The sequence below is a fragment of the Brevundimonas sp. genome (assembly GCF_041911375.1).
Lineage (GTDB): Bacteria > Pseudomonadota > Alphaproteobacteria > Caulobacterales > Caulobacteraceae > Brevundimonas.
Genome location: NZ_JAYRPA010000002.1, coordinates 1 through 18,682 on the forward strand (window position 1 = coordinate 1; position 18,682 = coordinate 18,682).

General features: G+C 70.0%; 25 protein-coding genes and 1 pseudogene. 16 read left to right on the forward strand and 10 right to left on the reverse strand.

Annotation, left to right across the window (positions count from 1 at the left end; genetic code table 11):
- From ACE3PU_RS00420 to ACE3PU_RS00445, 6 genes are all read right to left on the reverse strand, one after another.
- Positions 1-278, reverse strand: a 278-nt coding sequence (locus ACE3PU_RS00420; protein ID WP_374385493.1) for a translation initiation factor IF-2 associated domain-containing protein, incomplete at its 3' end; no start/stop codon positions are given.
- 106 nt (positions 279-384) lie between these two features.
- A complete protein-coding gene (locus ACE3PU_RS00425) occupies positions 385-1,044 on the reverse strand; it encodes an RNA-binding protein (protein WP_374385495.1) in 660 nt (219 codons plus the stop codon).
- A gap of 18 nt (positions 1,045-1,062) precedes the next feature.
- Complete coding sequence (gene nusA, locus ACE3PU_RS00430) at positions 1,063-2,802, reverse strand: transcription termination factor NusA (protein WP_374385497.1); 1,740 nt, start codon at positions 2,800-2,802, stop codon at positions 1,063-1,065.
- Positions 2,802-3,401, reverse strand: a complete 600-nt coding sequence (gene rimP / locus ACE3PU_RS00435) for a ribosome maturation factor RimP (RefSeq protein WP_374385499.1) — start codon at positions 3,399-3,401, stop codon at positions 2,802-2,804. Before rimP ends, nusA begins: the two co-directional genes overlap by 1 nt.
- A 113-nt stretch (positions 3,402-3,514) precedes the next feature.
- Positions 3,515-4,225 (reverse strand): tRNA (guanosine(46)-N7)-methyltransferase TrmB, encoded by a 711-nt coding sequence (gene trmB / locus ACE3PU_RS00440; RefSeq protein ID WP_374385501.1) that lies wholly within the window; start codon positions 4,223-4,225, stop codon positions 3,515-3,517.
- 88 nt (positions 4,226-4,313) lie between these two features.
- Positions 4,314-4,697, reverse strand: coding sequence for a DUF983 domain-containing protein (locus ACE3PU_RS00445; protein WP_374385503.1), 384 nt, complete (start codon positions 4,695-4,697; stop codon positions 4,314-4,316).
- Positions 4,698-4,801: 104 nt separating this feature from the next.
- Here ACE3PU_RS00445 and ACE3PU_RS00450 point away from each other — a divergent pair, with 104 nt between their 5' ends.
- Positions 4,802-7,675, forward strand: coding sequence for a tetratricopeptide repeat protein (locus tag ACE3PU_RS00450; protein ID WP_374385505.1), 2,874 nt, complete (start codon positions 4,802-4,804; stop codon positions 7,673-7,675).
- A gap of 36 nt (positions 7,676-7,711) precedes the next feature.
- Here the strand turns inward: ACE3PU_RS00450 and ACE3PU_RS00455 are convergent, their stop codons facing one another.
- The 3 genes from ACE3PU_RS00455 to ACE3PU_RS00465 form a co-directional block, all read right to left on the reverse strand.
- A complete protein-coding gene (locus ACE3PU_RS00455) occupies positions 7,712-7,990 on the reverse strand; it encodes an HU family DNA-binding protein (protein ID WP_201217035.1) in 279 nt (92 codons plus the stop codon).
- A 114-nt stretch (positions 7,991-8,104) separates the two neighbouring features.
- Positions 8,105-8,905, reverse strand: a complete 801-nt coding sequence (fliP, locus tag ACE3PU_RS00460; RefSeq protein ID WP_374385539.1) for a flagellar type III secretion system pore protein FliP — start codon at positions 8,903-8,905, stop codon at positions 8,105-8,107.
- A gap of 176 nt (positions 8,906-9,081) precedes the next feature.
- A complete protein-coding gene (locus ACE3PU_RS00465) occupies positions 9,082-9,357 on the reverse strand; it encodes a FliO/MopB family protein (RefSeq protein WP_374385508.1) in 276 nt (91 codons plus the stop codon).
- A 152-nt stretch (positions 9,358-9,509) separates the two neighbouring features.
- Between ACE3PU_RS00465 and ACE3PU_RS00470 the strand changes: the two genes are divergently transcribed.
- The 3 genes from ACE3PU_RS00470 to fliE are packed head-to-tail and all read left to right on the forward strand — an operon-like array spanning position 9,510 to position 10,662.
- Entirely contained in the window at positions 9,510-9,914 is a 405-nt protein-coding gene (locus ACE3PU_RS00470) for a flagellar basal body protein (RefSeq protein WP_374385510.1), read from the forward strand.
- A gap of 47 nt (positions 9,915-9,961) precedes the next feature.
- Complete coding sequence (flgC, locus tag ACE3PU_RS00475; protein ID WP_374385541.1) at positions 9,962-10,348, forward strand: flagellar basal body rod protein FlgC; 387 nt, start codon at positions 9,962-9,964, stop codon at positions 10,346-10,348.
- 11 nt (positions 10,349-10,359) lie between these two features.
- Entirely contained in the window at positions 10,360-10,662 is a 303-nt protein-coding gene (gene fliE / locus ACE3PU_RS00480; protein WP_374385512.1) for a flagellar hook-basal body complex protein FliE, read from the forward strand.
- A 25-nt stretch (positions 10,663-10,687) separates the two neighbouring features.
- On the opposite strand, the gene ACE3PU_RS00485 is transcribed toward fliE, so the two are convergent.
- Positions 10,688-10,882: a hypothetical protein gene (locus ACE3PU_RS00485; protein WP_374385514.1), complete on the reverse strand. Its 195-nt coding sequence runs from the start codon at positions 10,880-10,882 to the stop codon at positions 10,688-10,690.
- Between the two features lie 132 nt (positions 10,883-11,014).
- Here ACE3PU_RS00485 and ACE3PU_RS00490 point away from each other — a divergent pair, with 132 nt between their 5' ends.
- From ACE3PU_RS00490 to ACE3PU_RS00545, 12 genes and pseudogenes are all read left to right on the forward strand, one after another.
- The gene (locus ACE3PU_RS00490) at positions 11,015-11,788 is read left to right on the forward strand and encodes a YebC/PmpR family DNA-binding transcriptional regulator (RefSeq protein ID WP_374385516.1); all 774 of its coding nucleotides are present in this window, start codon (positions 11,015-11,017) and stop codon (positions 11,786-11,788) included.
- 17 nt (positions 11,789-11,805) lie between these two features.
- Positions 11,806-12,417: a TonB family protein gene (locus ACE3PU_RS00495; RefSeq protein WP_374385518.1), complete on the forward strand. Its 612-nt coding sequence runs from the start codon at positions 11,806-11,808 to the stop codon at positions 12,415-12,417.
- 96 nt (positions 12,418-12,513) lie between these two features.
- Complete coding sequence (locus ACE3PU_RS00500; RefSeq protein ID WP_374385520.1) at positions 12,514-13,032, forward strand: hemerythrin domain-containing protein; 519 nt, start codon at positions 12,514-12,516, stop codon at positions 13,030-13,032.
- Positions 13,033-13,078: 46 nt separating this feature from the next.
- The gene (locus ACE3PU_RS00505; protein WP_374385522.1) at positions 13,079-13,774 is read left to right on the forward strand and encodes an MgtC/SapB family protein; all 696 of its coding nucleotides are present in this window, start codon (positions 13,079-13,081) and stop codon (positions 13,772-13,774) included.
- Positions 13,775-13,819: 45 nt separating this feature from the next.
- Complete coding sequence (ruvC, locus tag ACE3PU_RS00510) at positions 13,820-14,338, forward strand: crossover junction endodeoxyribonuclease RuvC (RefSeq protein WP_374385524.1); 519 nt, start codon at positions 13,820-13,822, stop codon at positions 14,336-14,338.
- Positions 14,335-14,952: a Holliday junction branch migration protein RuvA gene (gene ruvA, locus ACE3PU_RS00515; protein WP_374385526.1), complete on the forward strand. Its 618-nt coding sequence runs from the start codon at positions 14,335-14,337 to the stop codon at positions 14,950-14,952. Before ruvC ends, ruvA begins: the two co-directional genes overlap by 4 nt.
- Before the next feature lie 115 nt (positions 14,953-15,067).
- Positions 15,068-16,105 carry a Holliday junction branch migration DNA helicase RuvB gene (gene ruvB, locus ACE3PU_RS00520; RefSeq protein ID WP_374385528.1) on the forward strand — a complete coding sequence of 346 codons (1,038 nt, stop codon included), beginning with the start codon at positions 15,068-15,070 and terminating at the stop codon, positions 16,103-16,105.
- Between the two features lie 37 nt (positions 16,106-16,142).
- Entirely contained in the window at positions 16,143-16,526 is a 384-nt protein-coding gene (locus tag ACE3PU_RS00525; RefSeq protein WP_374385530.1) for a hypothetical protein, read from the forward strand.
- Between the two features lie 9 nt (positions 16,527-16,535).
- On the forward strand, positions 16,536-17,030 hold the full coding sequence (gene ybgC / locus ACE3PU_RS00530) for a tol-pal system-associated acyl-CoA thioesterase (RefSeq protein ID WP_374385533.1): 495 nt from the start codon (positions 16,536-16,538) through the stop codon (positions 17,028-17,030).
- Positions 17,031-17,162: 132 nt separating this feature from the next.
- Positions 17,163-17,915 carry a protein TolQ gene (gene tolQ, locus ACE3PU_RS00535; RefSeq protein ID WP_374385535.1) on the forward strand — a complete coding sequence of 251 codons (753 nt, stop codon included), beginning with the start codon at positions 17,163-17,165 and terminating at the stop codon, positions 17,913-17,915.
- A 3-nt stretch (positions 17,916-17,918) separates the two neighbouring features.
- Entirely contained in the window at positions 17,919-18,404 is a 486-nt protein-coding gene (locus ACE3PU_RS00540) for an ExbD/TolR family protein (protein ID WP_374385537.1), read from the forward strand.
- Between the two features lie 2 nt (positions 18,405-18,406).
- Positions 18,407-18,682, forward strand: a pseudogene (locus ACE3PU_RS00545) (energy transducer TonB); the annotation flags it as partial.

The following is an 18,682-nucleotide window of genomic DNA, read 5'->3' on the forward strand; positions in this document are numbered from 1 at the left end:
CGCGGGGCCTGCTGCGGCTGGTCGCCGCGCGGACGCGCGACGTCGAAGCCCTGCGGCCGTTGCGGACCGCCGGAGCCGACGCGGCGCTTGGTCTCGACCACCACCGTCTTGGAACGGCCATGGCTGAAGCTCTGCTTCACGGTGCCGGTCGAAACCGATCCCGCGGCGCGCGGCTTCAGGCTCAGCGGGGCGCGCGGCCCCGTCTGGGACGGCGCGCCGCCCTGATTGCCCTGGCCCGAACCCTGGCCCTGGTTGGTCTTGTCGTTTTCGTCGCTCATCCGGTCGCTTTACTTGGGGCGGAAAAGCCCGCCGTCGTCTCAATGCACATGAACGGCCATGAGCCCGTCTCCGTCCCTGGAGACAGGCCCGCGCCCGCCAAAATCCTCAGTTCGCCCCTGTGGGGAGCGCTCCCGCCGATCCGTCCTCGTCACCGGAAGTCTCCCAGTGAGGGGGGCGAAGCGGCCGAAATCCAGCCAGTCGTTCGACCTCTGTGGTCCAGCGATCGGCCCGTCCGCCCGCAAGCAGGACGGCGTGTATCGCATTTTCCAGCCCAAGGGCCAAACTCAAATCGTCCGCACTGAACGCGCCGCACACCTTGGCGGTCTGGTGGCGGGCCAGGGCGAGGATTTTTCCACGCCCGTCGGCGGCCCCGTCGGCGGCCTCGATGACCCAGGCGGCCTTGCCAGAGCGGAGGCTCGCGGCGGACTTCTCGAAGCCTGAGATAAGCACGCCTTCGCGTCGGGCAAGACCCAGCTGGTCGAGACAGCGCCGGACCAGCAGCCGCTCGACGACATCGGCCAGGTCGGCCGGCGCGGTCAGTTTGGTTTTCGCCGAACGGGTGAAGCCGTTCTTCTTCACGGCCGCCTCGACCGAGGCGCGGCTGGCCTCGACCCACAGGCCGCGCCCGGGCAGTTTCCTGCCCAGGTCGGGAACCACCTGGCCATCGGGCCCGGCGACGAAACGGATCAGACGAGATTCATCCATGACCTGGTGGCTGACCAGGTCACGGCGTTCCCTATCGATCGTTGCGTCGCGCAAGCTCATGGACGGCCAGGTCTCCCATCACGCGTTCGACGGTTCGGAGGAGTCCTCGCCGAGGACCTCCGTGTCGGAGGCGTCGTCCGCGGGGGCGTCGCCGAACACCTGGTCCGGATCGTATTCGCCCTCGGCGTATTCGCCCTCTTCCGCGAACGCTTCCGGCTCGGGCTGGGGCAGTTCCGAAGCGTCGATCCAGCCGGCGGCCACGCGGGCCTGCAGGATCAGCAGCTCGGCGTCCTCCTGGGCCAGGTTGAAGCTCTCCAGCACGCCGGGGACCTTCACGCGCTCGCCGTTGCGGACCTCATAGCCGCCGCGGATCTCGTCGGTGGCCAGGTCGGCCAGGTCGTCGACCGTCTTGACGCCGCCTTCGCCCAGGGCGACGGCGATGGCCAGGGTCACGCCCGGCACGTCCAGCACGGCGTCCTCGACGCCCAATTCGGTGCGCCTGGCGTCCAGCTCGGCGGCCTTCTTGTCCAGGAATTCGCGGGCGCGGGCCTGCAGCTCCTCGGCGGTGTCCTCGTCGAAGCCTTCGATCTCGGCGACCTCATAGGCCTCCACGAAGGCCAGATCCTCGACCGTGGCGAAGCCTTCGGTGACCAGCAGCTGGGCGATGACCTCGTCGACGTCCAGGGCTTCCTGGAACAGGGCGGTGCGCTCGGTGAACTCGCGCTGGCGACGCTCGGAGTCCTGGGCCTCGGTGATGATGTCGATCTGCCAGCCGGTCAGTTGCGAGGCCAGGCGGACGTTCTGGCCGCGACGGCCGATGGCCAGCGACAGCTGCTCGTCGGGCACCACGACTTCCACGCGGCCGGCTTCTTCGTCCAGCACCACCTTGGAGACTTCGGCGGGAGCCAGGGCGTTGACGATGAAGGTCGGCTCGTCCGGGTTCCACTGGATGATGTCGATCTTCTCGCCCTGAAGTTCGGCGACGACCGCCTGAACGCGCGAGCCGCGCATGCCGACGCAGGCGCCGACCGGATCGATGGAGCTGTCGTTCGACAGGACCGCCATCTTGGCGCGCGAGCCCGAGTCGCGGGCGGCGGCGCGGATCTCGATCACGCCGTCATAGACCTCGGGCACTTCCTGGGCGAACAGCTTGGCCATGAAGCCGGGGTGGGCGCGCGACAGCATGACCTGCGGGCCCTTGGCCTCGGGCCGGACGTCGTAGATGTAGGTGCGGATGCGGTCGCCGATGTTGAACACTTCGCGCGGGATGGACTGGTCGCGGCGCATGACGCCCTCGCCCCGGCCCAGATCGACGATGGTGTTGCCGTATTCGACGCGCTTGACCGTGCCGTTGACGATCTCGCCGACGCGATCCTTGAACTCTTCGTACTGGTTGGCGCGCTCGGCCTCGCGGACCTTTCCGGTCACGACCTGGCGGGCCATCTGGGTCTGGACGCGGCCGAACTCGAACGGCGGCAGGGTCTCGACATATTCCTTGCCGACCACCGCCTCGGGATCGCGCTTCAGCGCGTCCTTCAGGCGCACCATGGCGCTGTCGTTGAACTCCTCCAGCTCGTCTTCCGGCTGCCAGTCGTCCTCGACGATGGTGACGTGACGGGTCAGGGCCAGTTCGCCGGTCCTGTGGTCGATCTTGGCGCGGATGTCGTGGTGGGCGCCGTAACGCGACTTGGCGCCCTTCTGGATCGCCTCTTCGATCGCCTCGATGACGATCTCGCGCTCGATGTTCTTCTCGCGGGCGACCGCGTCGGCGATCTGCAGAAGTTCCTGGCGGTTGGCGGAAATACCGGTGACGGCCATCAGGCGTTGTCCTCAGAAGGGGTCTTGGTGTCGGTTGGGGTTTCGCCGGCCTCGCCTTCGGGAAGGCCGTCGTCTTCGGGTTCGCCGCGCGCGGCGCGGATGGCGGCGCCCCGTTTCATCAGGGCGTCGGTCAGGACCAGCTTGGCGTCGCTCAGCCAGTCGAAGGGGATCAGGGCGGTGTCTTCCTCGCCGTCCAGGTCGATCAGGACGTCGCCGTCCTCGAAGCCGGCCAGAACGCCCTTGAACCGCTTGCGCCCCTCGATCATCCGGTCGGTCTCGAGCCGCGCCTCCTCGCCCTCGAACAGCTCGAAGTCGATGGGACGGGTCAGCGGACGGTCGATGCCGGGCGAGGAGACTTCCAGCAGATATTCGCCGGCGATCGGATCGGCGGCGTCGAAGATTTCAGAAATCGCGCGGCTCAGCTTGGCGCACTGCTCGACCGAGATGTCGTGGTCGCTGGGCCGCTCGGCCATGACCTGAAGGCGTTGTCGCCTGGAGCCCGACATCAGCCGCACGCGCACGACCTCAAGGCCGAGGCTTTCGGCCACGGGGTCGATCAGCTCCAGCAGCTGGCGGTCCTGTGCGGTCTTTGCGCGCAAAGAGATCAGTCCAAAACAAAAGCGGCGGTCCATCCGGGCCGCCGCTTGGAACGACGCCGTTGGACGCCGGTCTAACGATGTGAGAGGCGATATAGGCGCTTCACGATCGCTTGTCAGCCCTCTTTGGCGTCGCGCCGGAATTCAAGGAAGATCGGGATCGTGTCGCCCAGCTTCTTTTCCTCGTAGCGGGTGACGACGTGGTCAGCCGGGGGGACGAACCAGTCCTGGTCGGCGGCGCCGATCCGGCTGAGGCCCGGCGTTCGCTCCAGCCGCTCGAGCGCCCATTCGGCGTAGTCCAGCCAGTCGGTGACGAAGCGCAGCGTGCCGCCCGGCTTCAGGATGCGGGCGAAGGCCTGGGCGGTCTCGTCCTGCAGCAGGCGGCGCTTGTTGTGGCGCGCCTTGTGCCAGGGATCGGGAAACAGGATCAGCACCCGGTCGACCGAGGCGTCCGGCAGGGCGTCGACCACGTCGCGGGCGTCGTCGGCGTGAAGACGGACGTTCTTCAGCCCCATCTCGTCCACGTGACGCAGGGCCGAGGCCACGCCGTTCAGGAACGGTTCGCAGCCGATGACCAGGGCGTCCGGACGGCGGGCGGCCTGGGCGGCCATGTGCTCGCCGCCGCCGAAGCCGATCTCCAGCCACGTCTCGGTCGCGCCCGGCATCATCGCCGCCGGGTCCAGCGGGCCCGCCTTGGGGTCGGGGACGGCGATGGCGGGCAGCAGGGTGTCCATCAGCGCGGCCTGGCGCGGCTTGATCGGACGGGCCTTGATGCGGCCGAAGGACCGCAAGGGACGGTCGAGATGCGGGTTTTCGGGTTCGGACACGGGATCAGCACAGGGCGTTCCGCGACGACGCGGGACTGAGAGCGCGCCTGACACAGGGTTTGGTCGCCCGTGTCAACTCAGGGCCGGTTCAGTCGCCGTGCTTGCCCACGCTCTCGAAGGTCGGCTCGGCGGCCTTGTGGACGTACTGTTCGGCGATCAACCAGCTCTTGAATGGGCGCAGCGATCCCAGGCACAGGGCGACCAGCAGCGGCAGGGTGACGATCGCGTGGACCCAGACCGGCGGATGGACGGTGAACTCGAAGACCATCATGAAGACCATGCCGATCAGGCCCGCGCCGGACATGACGAAGAAGGCCGGGCCGTCCGCCGGATCGGCGAAACCATAGTCCAGGCCGCAGACCGGGCAGGACGGGCGCAGCGACAGATAGCCCTTGAACAGCGGACCCTTGCCGCAGCGCGGGCAGCGGCAGGCCAGGCCGGTTTTCAGGGTGCTGAGGCGGGGAAATTCCATCCGGTCATCCTGCGCCCTCGCGCCGAGGATGTCGCTAGGACGAACGGTCCTATCCGTAACTCTCCGGTGAACGGCGGTTAACCGCGATTAAAGGGCTTTCCGCCATGGACTGGACGGACATGTCCGGGGTCCTGGCCAGCAAACGCATACTGAACACGACCGTGGCCGCCGCCGCGGCCGGCGCCGTCGCGTTCGCGCCCCTGGCGCCGCTGGCGCAGGAATCGACGCGCGCCGGCCCGCCCTTCTCGATCGACATCGGCCAGTCCAGCGCCTTCACGCGGCTGGAGTTCGGCGGGGTCATCGGCGTGCGCAGCCAGGTGCGGCGCGACGGCGACCGGGTCGTGGTCCGCATGGGCGTCACGGCGGCGCCCGACGTCTCGCGGCTGAAGGTCGATCCGCCCGAGAGCGTGAAGGCCGTCGAGACGCGCAGCGCGCGCGGCGGAACCGACCTGATCATCACCCTGGCCGAGGGGGCCGAGGCGCGCTCCGGCGTCGCCGACGGCCGCGTCTGGCTGAACCTCTATGCGCCGGGCAAGGCGCCCGAGCCGACGCCGGAGGAGCGGGCCGCGGCCGCCGGGTCGGTCGTGCCGGTGCGCGCCGTGGCCAGCGAGGACAAGACGGTCCTGACCTTCGAGTGGGCCGCGCCGGTCGCCGCCGCGGTCTTCCGGCGGGGCGAGGCCGTCTGGATCGTATTCGACACCGCCGCGCGGATGGACCTGACCGGGGCCCGCGCGCTGGGGCCCGCGCGCGACGCCCGCTGGGCCGCCGGGCCGGACTATACGGTCGTGCGTCTGACCGCGCCCGAGGGGCTGGCCCTGTCTGCCGAAGGCCAGGGCGGGACCTGGACCGTGACCCTGGGGGGACCGCCCGCCGGCGCGCGCGGGGTCGAGATCGACCGGTCCGAGGACGGCGCGCCGGTGCTGACGGCGCGGATGGCCGGGGCGACCCGGACGGTCTGGCTGACGGATCCGCTGGTCGGCGAGCGCTTCGCCGCCGTCACCGCCCTGGCGCCGGGCAAGGGGTTCGCCGAGAAACGCCGCACGGTCGACCTGGTCCTGCTGCCGACCGCGCAGGGGCTGGCGGTCGAGACGCCGACCGACGACCTGCAGATCGAGGCCGCGGGCGACCTGGTCACCCTCAGCCGGCCCAGGGGCCTGACCCTGTCCCCGCCGTCGGCCCTGCTGGAGGCGGCCGACCCGGGGGCCGACGCTCCGCGCAAGGCCGATCATCCCGCCCTGATCCTGAGCGACTGGGCCGCGGTCGGCGAGGCCGGCTTCTCCGACCGCTATCGCCGGCTGCAGGACGCCGCCGGGCTGGAGACCATCGCCGCAGACGGCGACCCGCGCGCGCCCATCGCCGCGCGCCTGGCGCTGGCGCGGTTCCTGGTGGGATCGGGGCTGAATTTCGAGGCCATCGGCCTGCTGAACGCCCTGGTCGCCAAGGCGCCCAACATGCTGGGCGAGCCGGAGGTTCGCGGCCTGCGCGGGGTCGCCCGCATCGGCGTCGGGCGGCTGGAGGAGGCGCAGGCCGATTTCGCCGGCGCGGCCCTGGCGAGGGATCCCGCGACCAAGGCCTGGCAGGGTTATATCGCCGCCGAACAGGGCGACTGGGAGGGGGCGCGGCGCGCCTTCGCGGACGCGGCCTCGGTGATCGACGACTTTCCCAAGGAGTGGCGGGCCCGCTTCGGCGCGGCCCACGCCATGGCGGCGATCGAGACCAACGACCTGCCCGCCGCGCGCCAGCTGCTGGCCTATGTCTTCAGCCAGGACGCCGCGGCGGCGGATCAGCTGACCGCCCGCCTGGTTCAGGCCCGGCTGTTCGATCTGACCGGCGACAAGGACCGGGCGCTGGCGGTCTACAAGGCCGTCGCGCGCGCGCCGCTGGAAGCCGTCGCCACCCCCGCGCGGCTGGGCGCCGTCGGGCTGGAGATGGAAAAGGGCGTGATCACGCCGGATCAGGCCGCCCAGCAGCTGGAGCAGCTGAAATGGCGCTGGCGCGGCGACGGCATCGAGCTGGCGGTCATCCGCAAGCTGTCGAACATCTATCTGCAGCGCGGCCGCTATCGCGAGGCGCTGGACGCGCTGCGCGGCGCCGGCAAGCGCATGGCCCGCGTGCCGGGCGCGACCGAGTTGATGGCGGACCAGTCGAGCGCCTTCCGCGCCCTGTTCCTGGACGGCGCCGCCGACGGCCTGCAGCCGGTTCAGGCGCTGGCCCTGTTCTACGACTTCCGCGAGCTGACCCCGATCGGGGCCGACGGCGACGAGATGGTGCGCCGGCTGGCGCGGCGTCTGGTCGACGTGGACCTGCTGGATCAGGCCGCCGAGCTGCTGAAGCACCAGGTCGACGAACGGCTGGACGGCGTGGCCAAGGCCCAGGTCGCCACCAACCTGGCCACCGTCTATCTGATGGACCGTCAGCCGGAGAAGGCGCTGCAGGCCATCTGGAGCTCGCGCACCACCCTGTTGCCGACGGCCATGAACGCCGAGCGCCGGGCGCTGGAGGCGCGGGCGCTGATGGACCTGGGCCGGTTCGACCATGCGCTGGAGGTGCTGGACCGCGACCAGTCCGACCCCGCGCGCGAGGTGCGGGGCGACATCCTGTGGAAACAGCAGAAGTGGCCCGAGGCGGCCGCGATCTACGAGGCGCGGCTGGGGACCCGGTATCGCGACACGGGCGCGGCGCTGTCGCAGGCCGAGGAAAGCTGGCTGGTGCGGGCCGGGGTCGGCTATTCGCTGGCGGGCGACCGGGCGGCGCTGCAACGGCTGAACAGCCAGTACCGGCCGTTCCTGGACCGGGCGCGGTCGGCCAATGCGATCCGGGTGTCGCTGGACGACAGCCTGTCGGGCGTGGCCGGGGCCGCCGACTTCGCCGCCCTGTCGACCGGCGCCGACACCTTCGTCGGCTGGGTCGAGAAGGCCAAGGCGGACTTCAGAACGGAAACGGGCGGAGATCGCGCCGCGACCCCCGCCCGTTCGTAAGCTTTCTTCGATCCCGAAGACGGGACCACCGAAGCCTTAGCCGTTGACGGCGTCCTTCAGCGGCTTGGAGACGCGGAAGCGCACGGCCTTGGAGGCGGCGATCTTGATGGTCGCGCCAGTGGCCGGGTTGCGGCCTTCGCGCTCGGCGCGGGCGGCGGTGTCGAAGACGCCCAGGTTCGAGATGCGGACGTCGCCGCCCGACTTCAGGGACTTGTGGATGTTCTCGACGATGGCGGTCAGCACCTTGCCGGCGTCGGCCTGCGAAACACCGGCGTCCTTGGCGACGGCGGCGATCAGTTCGGCTTGAGTGGTCATGAGAAGCGTTTCCAGTGTTAGTCGCCCAATTCAGGGCGAGGACGGGCGGATCAACGCGGATTTCCGACAGCTTTGCAAGCGCCGAAAACGCGCAAAGCCTTGCGGGGCGGGGGATTATCCCCCTCCGGCGCCCCGCTGGAAGCTCTCGACCAGGCTTCCGGCGACCAGCCGCCAGCCGTCCACCAGCACGAAGAAGATCAGCTTGAAGGGCAGGGACACCACCACCGGCGGCAGCATCATCATGCCCATGGACATCAGCACGCTGGCCACCACCAGATCGATCACAAGAAACGGAACGAAAAGAAGAAATCCGATCTCGAAGGCGGTCTTCAGCTCGCTGATCATGAAGGCGGGCGTGACCACGCGCAGCGGCAGGTCCTGAAGGTTCTGGGGGGTGTCGAGGCGGCTCAGGCGGGTGAACAGCGCCAGGTCCGACTGGTCCACCTGGGACAGCATGAAAGTTTTCACAGGTTCGGAGGCCGCGTCGAACGCCTGGGGCAGCTCCATCTGCTGATCCAGCAGCGGCCGCACCCCCGAATCATAGGCGTCCTGCCAGGTCGGGGCCATGACGATGGCGCTCAGGAACAGGGCCAGGGAGACCAGAACCGCGTTGGGCGGCGACTGCTGCAGGCCCAGCGCCGTGCGCAGCAGCGACAGCACGACCACGATCCGCACGAAGCTGGTGGTCATGATGACGATGGACGGCGCCAGCGACAGCACCGTCATCAGGCCGATCAGCTGCACGACGCGCTGCGTCAGGCCGGCGCCCGAACCCAGGTCGATGTTGATCGCCGAGCCGGACTGGGCCGCCTCCTGGGCCAGGGCCGCGATCGGCCAGGCCAGGCAGACCAGGGTGGTGAACAGCGACAGCAGGGCCGCGCGCTTCAGCTCGGCGGCGGTGGGGCTCGAGAAGATCGTCTCCCTCCCCCGGCGGGGGAGGGTGGTCGCGGAGCGACCGGGTGGGGGCGGCCCGGCGACATCACGCGAGCCGACGCCGAACAGGTCCGCGATGGATCGCCTTGCCGCCCCCACCCGACCTCGCATCGCTCGGCCACCCTCCCCCGCGGGGGGAGGGAGAATGTCTGAGCCGCTCACTTGCCGCCCCCCGGCTGGCGGGGCTCGATCAGTTCGCGACCCTCGCCCAGAAGGATCAGCCGCTCCTCGTCGTCGACGCGGACCAGGATCAGGCGGCGGGCGGGATCCAGCACCAGGGTCTCGACCACCTGCAGACGACGCTCGCCGCGCGGGGCCTGAAGGCGGGCCATCAGCTGGGGCGCGTAGCGGCGAACCGCCCAGGCGGCCAGGCCGATCAGGCCCAAGGTGAAGGCCAGGCCGAAGACGGCGCGAAGAAGGTCGAGGAAATTCATCAGGACGGCCCCGCGCCCAAACCCCAAGTCGTGCGGCGCGCTGGGGCAAGTCTTAACCGGCAGGGTTAACGAGCGGTTGAGATAACGGCCTATTAACCATGGGCGCGGCATTTTCTGCCCATCGCGCCCGACGGGGGCGCCGGGAGACCGCCATGGGCGTCGCCGACATACCGCTGCTGGGCCAGATCAAGGGCCGCCTGGGCTGGCTGGACGAGCGCCAGCGGGTCATCGCCTCGAACGTCGCCAACGCCGACACGCCCGGCTACGTCGGTCGCGACCTGCGCCAGCCGACCGATTTCGCCGCCGCCCTGCGCGACCGCCGCCTGACGATGACGCGCACCAATGCGGCCCATATTGCGCCGGCCGGATCGCCCGTGCGGTTCGACCCGACCAAGGCGCCGGATTCGGAGACCACGCTGGACGGCAATTCGGTGGTGGTCGAGGAGCAGATGCTGAAGATGGCCGAGAGCCGCATGGCCTATGACGCCGCCATCGGCTTTTACCAGAAGTCCATGTCGATGATCCGCCTGGCCGCCAAGAAGCCGGGCCAGGGATAAGGAAGCGCTGACCGATGCCGGATCCGATCCCGCCGTCCAACTCCGCCATGGCCGTGGCCGCCTCCGCCCTGAAGGCGCAGCAGTCGCGCATGCGGATCATCGCCGAGAACATCGCCAACGCCCAGTCGACCGCGCGGACGCCGGGCGGCGAGCCCTATCGCCGCCAGACGCCGGTGTTCCAGCCGCGCGAGGTGGCGGGCGCGACCGGCGTGGCCCTGGCCGAGGTGCGGCCCGACGAGAGCGATTTCAAGATGGAGTACGATCCGTCGCACCCGGCCGCGAACGCGCAGGGGTATGTGATGCGGCCCAATGTGGACACCCTGGTCGAGGCCATGGACATGCGCGAGGCGCAACGCGCCTATGAGGCCAATCTGAACGTCATCGAGACGGCGCGGTCGATGGACATGCGCACCCTCGACATCATCAAGCGCTGAGGGCCTGAGCCATGAATCCGATGATGGCCGCCCGCGCCTACGCCGCCGTCCAGGGCGGCGCCATGCCGACGGCCACGCCGGCGCCCCAGGCGGGCGACGGGGGCTTCGCCGATCTGGTCAAGAACGCCATGACCGACATGTCGCAGCAGTCGCGGGCCGCCGAGACGCAGATGACCCAGGCCATCGCGGGCCAGGGCAATCTGATCGACGTCGTGACCGCGCTGAGCTCGGCCGAGGCGTCGCTGGAGACGGTGATCTCGGTGCGCGACCAGGTGATCTCGGCCTACAAGGAAATCATGGCGATGCCGATCTGACGATCGGCGCGCCGATCGCCGGGTCTCAGTCGTCGAACCGGCCGATCAGGAACAGGGCGCCGACGGCGGTCAGGGCCCCCAGGGCGAAGGCGGTGACCACGGCGCCGGTGACGGCGGCGGTCGACAGGGTGATCGGGCGAGCCTCGTACCATTCGACGATGTCGGCGTCGTCGAAGGCCTCGTCCTCGTGATCCTCGATGATGACGTCGGGGGCGGTCATGGGCGTGCTCCGTATTTCGTGCCGGTTCAATCCGTGCGCACGGCGACGGTTCCCGCGCAAGCGCCCGGTCGTGACACGATGCCGCCCATCCGCTAGGAGGCGCGGCTCAGGTTCAGACTCGAAGACGATCCCATGGCCGGCCATTCCAAGTTCAAGAACATCATGCACCGCAAGGGGCGCGCCGACGCCGCGCGCTCCAAGCTGTTCTCCAAGCTGTCGCGGGACATCACCGTGGCGGCCAAGTCGGGCCTGCCGGACCCGGCCATGAACCCGCGCCTGCGCCTGGCGGTGAACAACGCCAAGGCGGAAAGCCTGCCCAAGGACGTGATCCAGCGCGCCATCAACAAGGCGACGTCGGGCGACGCCGACACGATGGAGGAAATCCGCTACGAGGGCCGCGGTCCCGGCGGCGTGGGCATCATCGTCGAGGCCCTGACCGACAACCGCAATCGCGCGGGCTCCAACATCCGCGCCGCCTTCTCCAAGAACGGCGGGGCGCTGGGCGAGATGAACTCGGTCGCCTTCATGTGGGACAAGGTCGGCAAGATCACCTACGCCGCGGAGGCCGGCAGCGAGGACGCCGTCATGGAGGCCGCCATCGAGGCCGGCGCGCAGGACGTCGAGAGCGACCTGGTCAAGCCCGACATCTACGAGGACGCGCCGGGCCACACGATCTGGACCGCCTTTGAGGACCTGAACGACGTCGCCGAGGCCATGTCCAAGGTGCTGGGCGATCCGAAGTCCACCGCCATCGTCTGGAAGCCCCAGTCGGAAGTGCCGGTCACCGGCGACGCCGTCGGCACCCTGTTCAAGCTGCTGGACGCGCTGGACGCCGAGGACGACGTGCAGAACGTCTATTCGAACGAGGACATCTCGGAAGAGGACGCGGCCAAGTACGCGGGCTGATCAAGGACGGGGTCTACATGAGCCCGGACAAAAGCCCAGGCGACAGCGACAGGCCGGACCTTCCGGGATCGACCACGCCGCCCCTCGAGGGCGCGCGTTGGCTATGGATCAAGATCGGCGCCTGGGCCGGCGCCATCGGCGTGATCCTTCTTGTCGCCTACCTGGCCAGCGTGCTGATCGACCGCGCGCTCCAGGGGGCTGGGCGAGGCGCCGATCGGTTGTTCGCTTCGGTCCAGGAGGCCCTGCGGGCGAACCCCGACGACGATCTGGTTCGGGTCACCACCGTGCGCACCGAGCCCGTGACCCCGCCGGAAAGCTATGCGCCCCCGCCGGTCGATGACGACGGCGTGCCGGTGACGGCGGTGTCCTGGATTCGTCCGCCCCGGCCCGACTTTCCGGCCGAGGGGATACGCGCCGATGTCGAGGAAGCCTCGGTGGCGCTGGAGTGCACGGCCCTGACGACCGGCCGGGCGTCGGACTGCCGCATCCTGTCCGAAGAGCCGTCCGGTCATGGATTCGGCGCGGCGGCCCTGGCCGCCATGTCGGGCGCCCGCCTGTCGCCCCAGATCGTGGACGGCGAGCCGTCTGATGCGACGTTCCGGTTTACGATGCGCTTCCGTATCGACTGAGGAGCGGGTCACGCGGCGCAAGCGAGTCGTTTGCAGGGAACCGGTCGGATGCCGGGGCGTAACCGAGCGTCACCGTCACGACCCGGAGCCCTTTCCATGGACATCACCCAGCTGATCCTCGACGACCATGCCGAACAGCGCCGGCTGTTCGCGATCATCGAACAGATCGATCCCCAAGACGTGGATGCGCTGAGTGCGGTGTGGCTGAGATTGTCGGCGTTCCTGGACGTGCACGCCGAAGCCGAGGAGCGGTTCTTCTACCCCGAACTACTCAAACAGGGCGAGGGCGCCAACGACGCCGAGGACGGCACGGTCGAGGGCGAGACCGAGGACGCCATCGAGGACCACAACAAGCTGCGCGACGCGGTCAAGGCGGTCGAGCGGCACGCCGTCGGGACCAAGGCCTGGTTCGACGCCGTGGGCGAGGCGAACGTCGTCAACTCCAAGCACATGGGCGAAGAAGAGCGGCAGGGCCTGACCGACTTCCGCATGAACGCCGACGTGGAGACGCGCCATGCGCTTGCGGTGAAGTTCGCCGCCTTCGAGGCCGAGCACATCACCGGGGTCAAGCCGGTCAACAAGGACCCGGAGACCTATATCGAGAAGAACGGCTGATGCTCCGATCACGGAACATCCGGCTGCGCCGCTTCGTTGAAGGCGCATGAATCCGACTAGTCTCGAAGGCGCCGTCCTGCCGATCCTGGGCGCGGTCATCGCCGGCGGGGTGATCGGCTTCGAGCGCGAATGGCGCGGTCGGGCGGCGGGCTTCCGCACCCACATCCTGGTCAGCCTGGCGTCGGCGCTGCTGATGCTGGCGGCCATGTCCCAGGCGGACTGGGCCTTCCGCGCCCTGCCGGACGAGAACATCGTCACCGATCCGACGCGGATGGCGCACGGTGTCCTGACCGGGATCGGCTTCCTGTGCGCAGGGGTGATCTTCAGGACGGGCTTTTCGATCCACGGCCTGACCACGGCGGCCTCGCTGTGGATCACCTCGGCGATCGGCCTTCTGTTCGGCGCCGGGCTGTATGGCCTGGGGGCGACGGGCACGGTCGTGACGGCGCTGATCCTGGTTGGCCTGAGGCTGATTTCGGCCCGCCTGCCCGCGCGGACCGTCGTCGACGCCGAAATCTGCTGGGTCCGCAGCGCCGCCTCGCCCGAGCCGGCGGTCGAGGCCGCGCTGAAGGCCGTTGATCCGCAAGCCCGGCACGACCGTTTCGAGCTGATGGACGGCGGCCGGATGCGACGGACGTGGCGGCTGAAGGCGGCCACCGAGCCCCAGCTGAAAGATCTGGCCGAACGCCTGGCCGCGACCCCGGGGGTGATCGCCTATCGCCTCGATCCGCGCGACGACTGAAGGATTCATTGCCCGATAACCCTCTTTGCGGCATGAGGGGAACGGATGGCGAACGAACCTGTCAGAATCATCGGGCTGGACCCCGGCCTGCGGCGCACCGGCTGGGGCGTGATCGTGGCCGAGGGCGCGCGGCTGCGCTGGGTCGCCCACGGGGTGGTGACGCCGTCGGAGACCGCGCCGTTCGCCGAACGTCTGCTGCACCTGCTCGAACAGGTGGGCGCGGTCTGCGCCGAGCACGGCTGCGACGAGGCGGCGGTGGAGGAGGTGTTCGTGAACGTGAACCCGTCCTCGACCCTGAAGCTGGGCCATGCGCGGGCGGCGGTCATGCTGGCGCCGGCGCGCGCCGGCCTGCCGGTCGCGGAATATTCGCCGAACCTGATCAAGAAGGCGGTGGTCGGGGCCGGCCACGCGGACAAGAGCCAGATCGCCTTCATGGTGAGGCGGCTGCTGCCGACCGCCGGGGAGGTGAAGGCGGACGCGGCGGATGCGCTGGCCGTGGCGATCACCCATGCGCAACTGAGGAAGCGGTCCTTGCTGGAAGCGATGCATCGGGGGGCGGCGTGATCGGCCGCTTGCGGGGCGTGCTGGCGGAGGTCGATCTGGACCACTGTCTGATCGACTGCGCCGGGGTCGGTTATGTCGTGTCCTGCGGCGCACGGACGCTGGGCCGGCTGCCGGCGCCGGGCGACGAGGCGACGGTGCATGTGCATTCGCAGTGGAGCGAGGATGCGGGTCCGCGCCTCTACGGCTTTCTGACGCGCGACGAGCGGCGGGCGTTCACGACGCTGCTGGCCATTCAGGGCGTGGGGCCCAAGGCGGCGCTGGCGGTGCTGGACGTGCTGCCGCCGGGCGAACTGGCCGGGGCCGTGGCGCGCGAGGACAAGGCCGCGGTGGCGCGCGCCAACGGCGTGGGGCCGAAACTGGCGCTGCGCATCGTCACCGAACTGAAGGGCAAGCCTCTGGGCGAGGTCAGCTTCACGCCGTCCGCGCCGGGCGTGCACGTCGAGGCCGCGCCGCCGCCGCCGTCCCTGGCCGGCGAGGCGGTTTCGGCCCTGCTGGGCCTGGGCGTGGCCGAGGTGAATGCGCGCCGGGCGGTGGATCAGGCCCTGATCCGCCTGGGCGAAGAGGCGGAGCTGTCGGCGGTGATCCGCGCGGCCCTGCAGGAGCTGGGGCGGTGAGGGGGGTTCGTTCGTTTGTCGACCCTGAGCGCCTGCACGTTTCCGGCGGCTCCCTCATCCGTCTCGTTCCGCGAGGTGCCGTCTCCTCCGAGGGGAGAAGGGCTGGAGGCGTCGAATGACCCGCGTCATCTCTCCGGAAGCCGAGACCGGCGAAACATACGATCGGGCGCTGCGGCCGCAGACGTTGTCGGAGTTCGTCGGCCAGTCGCAGGCCAAGGGCAATCTGAAGGTCTTCATCGACGCGGCGCGCGGGCGGGCCGAGGCGCTGGACCATGTGCTGCTGTTCGGACCGCCGGGGCTGGGCAAGACGACGCTGGCGCAGATCGTGGCGCGCGAGCTGGGCGTGGGTTTTCGGGCCACCTCGGGGCCGATCCTGGCCAAGGCGGGCGACCTTGCCGCGATCCTGACCAATCTGGAGCCGCGCGACGTCCTGTTTATCGACGAGATCCACCGGCTGAACCCCCAGGTCGAGGAGATCCTTTATCCGGCGATGGAGGACCATGTGCTGGATCTGATCATCGGCGAGGGGCCGTCGGCGCGCTCGGTGCGGATCGACCTGGCGCCCTTCACCCTGGTGGGGGCGACCACGCGGGCGGGGCTGCTGGCCACGCCGCTCAGGGACCGGTTCGGCATTCCGCTGCGGCTGGAGTTCTACACGCCCGACGAGCTGACGGCGGTGGTGCGCGGCACGGCGCGAAAGATGGGCGCCGGCATAGACGAGGACGGCGCGCGCGAGATCGCCTCGCGGGCGCGCGGCACGCCCCGGATCGCCGGGCGGCTGCTGCGGCGGGTGCGGGACTTCGCCTCAGCCGAGGGCGCCGAGACGATCTCCAAGCTGGTTGCGGCGCGGGCGCTGGCGCGGCTTGAGGTGGACGAGGCGGGGCTGGACAGCCTGGACCGGCGGTTCCTCAAGGCGCTGATCGAGAACTATGGCGGCGGGCCGGTGGGGATGGAAACGCTGGCGGCGGCCATCGCCGAGGCGCGGGACGCGGTCGAGGACGTGATCGAGCCCTATCTGCTGCAGCAGGGGTTCATCATGCGCACGCCGCGTGGACGAATGGCCTGCGCCAAGGCCTACGCCCATCTGGGCCTGACGCCGCCGCCCGGCCCTGCGCCCGCCCCTGGGCCCGGGGACCTGTTCGACGACCGGTGAGGTTTGCGGGGCGTCGCATTCGGTGCATCATCGCCCGATGGAGACGCCAACGCCCCGTCGCCTGGTCTTTCGACCCCGACCGCTGACCCTGATGCTGGGCGGCGTGCTGGCGCTTCTGGTCGCGATCGGCGCCTGGACGTGGTCGCACCAAACCCGCCTGCCCCAGCCCGAATCGCCGCAGGACCGCATGGCGCGCCAGATCCGCGACCAGGCGGGGGCCGGCGCCGAGCTGCGCTACGCCGAGGCGGGCCAGCGCCGCGCCGTGTGCGGCTATGTGGGCCGGACGCGCGGGGGGCCGGCCGTCGGCTTCGTCTCGACGCCCAACCGCATCCTGTTCAGCGACGATCCGCTGCCGACCGAATTCGCCGAGATGCGTCAGCGGTACTGCCCCGGCTTCCTGACCGCGCCGCCGGCGCGCTAGACTGGCGCCATGACCGACGACCTCCCCACCGCCGGCCGCTTCGACGGGCGCGATCACCTGTTGCCCGTGCGCGTCTATTACGAGGACACCGACTTCACCGGCCTGGTCTATCACGCCAACTATGTCCGCTATTTCGAGCGCGGGCGGTCGGACTTCCTGCGCGCCATCGGCGTCGGCCACGCCGACCTGCTGGAGGAGGACCAGCCGCTGGCCTTCGTCGTGTCGGAACTGAACCTTCGCTACCTGAAGCCGGCGCGCATCGACGACGCCCTGGTGGTGCGCACCGTCTATGAGGCGGTGAAGGGGGTGCGGCTGATCATCCGACAGTCGGTCGAACGCGCCGGAGAGGTGCTGTGCCGCGCCGACGTCACCGCCGTCTGCATCCATCTGGACGGGCGGCCGCGCCGTCCGACGCGGGGGCTGGTGGAGAAGGTCACGCCCTGGCTGGCCGGCGCGCGAACCTCGGCCGAAGCGGATCCCGACAGCCCGTCGGCGTCCCGGTAAGCTTTCCTTAACCGTGATGACGCCCCTGTCAGATGACGGGGCCCGCGCGCGCCGCTAGACCCCGCCACACAAAGGTCACGCCCGCTCGCTGGATAGGGCGCGACTGATCCCGATTCCTGCCGGAGCGCCTGAATGACCCCGCCCGCCGACGCCTCCATGCTCAATCCGGTCGAACTGTTTCTGACCGCCGACTGGGTGGTGAAGAGCGTCATGATCGGCCTGGCGCTGGCCTCGCTGTGGTCCTGGACGATCATCATCGACAAGGCCGTGCGCTTCACGCGTCTGAACCGCCAGGCCGACGACTTTGAAAAGGCGGTGCAATCCGGCCGCTCGCTGGAGGACGTGGCCGCCCAGGCCGGGCCCAATCCCGAGCACGCCCTGCCGCGCATGCTGGTGATCGCCCTGTCCGACTGGCGCGAGGCGCGCCAGCGCGGCGCATTGAACGAGCACCAGGGCGAACTGCTGATGACCCGCATCGACCGGGCCATGGACAGCCTGGTCGCGCGCGAGGGCCAGCGGATCGAAAGCGGCCTTGGCGTCCTGTCGATCGTGGCCACCGCCTCGCCCTTCATCGGCCTGTTCGGCACGGTGTGGGGGATCATGAACGCCTTCGACCGCATCGCCGCGGCGGGCAACACCAACCTGACCACCGTGGCGCCGGCCATCGCCGAGGCCCTGTTCGCCACCGCCATCGGCCTGGGCGCGGCGATCCCGGCTTATATCGCCTACAACAAGTTCTCGATCGACGCGGGCAAGTTCACCGGACGGCTGGAAAGCTTCGCCGACGATCTGCAGGCGGCCGTGGCGCGCCGGCTGGGCGGCCCCTCGGCGCCGCCTCCGCCGCCGGTCCCGTCGTCGGGCCTCAACCTGAACCGGAGCCTCTAGGCCATGGCGCTGGGCGGAGGCGGCGGCGCAGGACACGGCCGTCGCGGCAGACGCGGGCGCAAGGCCCCCCTGACCGAGATCAACGTCACGCCGCTGGTCGACGTGATGCTGGTGCTGCTGATCATCTTCATGATCTCGGCGCCCTTGCTGACAGTGGGCGTGCCGCTGGAGCTGCCGCAGACGGACGCCAGCGCGGTCGAGACGGACAATGAGCCGCTGACGGTCTCGGTCGACCAGCAGGGGGCGATCTTCATCGGCGAGGGCGAGACCTCGTTCGACGACCTGGCCACGCGGCTGCTGACCGAGGCGGGCGGATCCGAACAGGCGACGCAGCGTCCGGTCTTCGTGCGCGCCGACGGCCGGGCGCCCTATCAGGCGGTGGCGCGGGTGATGGCGCGGCTGAGCGCCTCGGGCTTCACCAAGCTGAACCTGATCACCGACACGGCGCCCACGGCGGCCCCCAGCTTCACCTCGGCGGCCGGAGGCTGACCTTGCGTCGTCCGAGCCCCGCGATCCTCGGTTCCATCGCCCTGCACGCCGGGGTGGTCGCGCTCGCCTTCGTGTCGTGGCCGCGCGAGCGGGACGAGCCCAAGCCGCTGGTCAGTTCGGTGCCGGTTTCGATCGTGTCGGACATCGAGATCGCGGCCGCGCCGGCCGACAATCCTCAGCCGGAGCCTTCGCCCGACGACGCCGCGACCGCCCCGGTCAGCGCGCCTGAGGAGCCGACGCCGCCGGCGCCGGACCCGACGCCGCCGCCCCCCGCGCCG

What these genes read in the sequence shown, in the direction of transcription:
- ACE3PU_RS00500 (WP_374385520.1), top strand. Translation starts at nt 12,514, where the DNA reads ATGGACATCACCCAGCTGATCCTCGACGACCATGCCGAACAGCGCCGG.
- nusA (WP_374385497.1), bottom strand. Translation starts at nt 2,802, where the DNA reads ATGGCCGTCACCGGTATTTCCGCCAACCGCCAGGAACTTCTGCAGATC.
- ACE3PU_RS00540 (WP_374385537.1), top strand. Translation starts at nt 17,919, where the DNA reads ATGGCGCTGGGCGGAGGCGGCGGCGCAGGACACGGCCGTCGCGGCAGA.
- ruvC (WP_374385524.1), top strand. Translation starts at nt 13,820, where the DNA reads ATGGCGAACGAACCTGTCAGAATCATCGGGCTGGACCCCGGCCTGCGG.
- ACE3PU_RS00465 (WP_374385508.1), bottom strand. Translation starts at nt 9,357, where the DNA reads ATGAATTTCCTCGACCTTCTTCGCGCCGTCTTCGGCCTGGCCTTCACC.
- ACE3PU_RS00425 (WP_374385495.1), bottom strand. Translation starts at nt 1,044, where the DNA reads ATGAGCTTGCGCGACGCAACGATCGATAGGGAACGCCGTGACCTGGTC.
- ACE3PU_RS00450 (WP_374385505.1), top strand. Translation starts at nt 4,802, where the DNA reads ATGGACTGGACGGACATGTCCGGGGTCCTGGCCAGCAAACGCATACTG.
- ACE3PU_RS00445 (WP_374385503.1), bottom strand. Translation starts at nt 4,697, where the DNA reads ATGGAATTTCCCCGCCTCAGCACCCTGAAAACCGGCCTGGCCTGCCGC.
- ACE3PU_RS00525 (WP_374385530.1), top strand. Translation starts at nt 16,143, where the DNA reads ATGGAGACGCCAACGCCCCGTCGCCTGGTCTTTCGACCCCGACCGCTG.
- ACE3PU_RS00485 (WP_374385514.1), bottom strand. Translation starts at nt 10,882, where the DNA reads ATGACCGCCCCCGACGTCATCATCGAGGATCACGAGGACGAGGCCTTC.
- tolQ (WP_374385535.1), top strand. Translation starts at nt 17,163, where the DNA reads ATGACCCCGCCCGCCGACGCCTCCATGCTCAATCCGGTCGAACTGTTT.
- ACE3PU_RS00470 (WP_374385510.1), top strand. Translation starts at nt 9,510, where the DNA reads ATGGGCGTCGCCGACATACCGCTGCTGGGCCAGATCAAGGGCCGCCTG.
- ACE3PU_RS00455 (WP_201217035.1), bottom strand. Translation starts at nt 7,990, where the DNA reads ATGACCACTCAAGCCGAACTGATCGCCGCCGTCGCCAAGGACGCCGGT.
- ybgC (WP_374385533.1), top strand. Translation starts at nt 16,536, where the DNA reads ATGACCGACGACCTCCCCACCGCCGGCCGCTTCGACGGGCGCGATCAC.
- ACE3PU_RS00495 (WP_374385518.1), top strand. Translation starts at nt 11,806, where the DNA reads ATGAGCCCGGACAAAAGCCCAGGCGACAGCGACAGGCCGGACCTTCCG.
- ACE3PU_RS00490 (WP_374385516.1), top strand. Translation starts at nt 11,015, where the DNA reads ATGGCCGGCCATTCCAAGTTCAAGAACATCATGCACCGCAAGGGGCGC.
- fliE (WP_374385512.1), top strand. Translation starts at nt 10,360, where the DNA reads ATGAATCCGATGATGGCCGCCCGCGCCTACGCCGCCGTCCAGGGCGGC.
- flgC (WP_374385541.1), top strand. Translation starts at nt 9,962, where the DNA reads ATGGCCGTGGCCGCCTCCGCCCTGAAGGCGCAGCAGTCGCGCATGCGG.
- ACE3PU_RS00505 (WP_374385522.1), top strand. Translation starts at nt 13,079, where the DNA reads ATGAATCCGACTAGTCTCGAAGGCGCCGTCCTGCCGATCCTGGGCGCG.
- ruvB (WP_374385528.1), top strand. Translation starts at nt 15,068, where the DNA reads ATGACCCGCGTCATCTCTCCGGAAGCCGAGACCGGCGAAACATACGAT.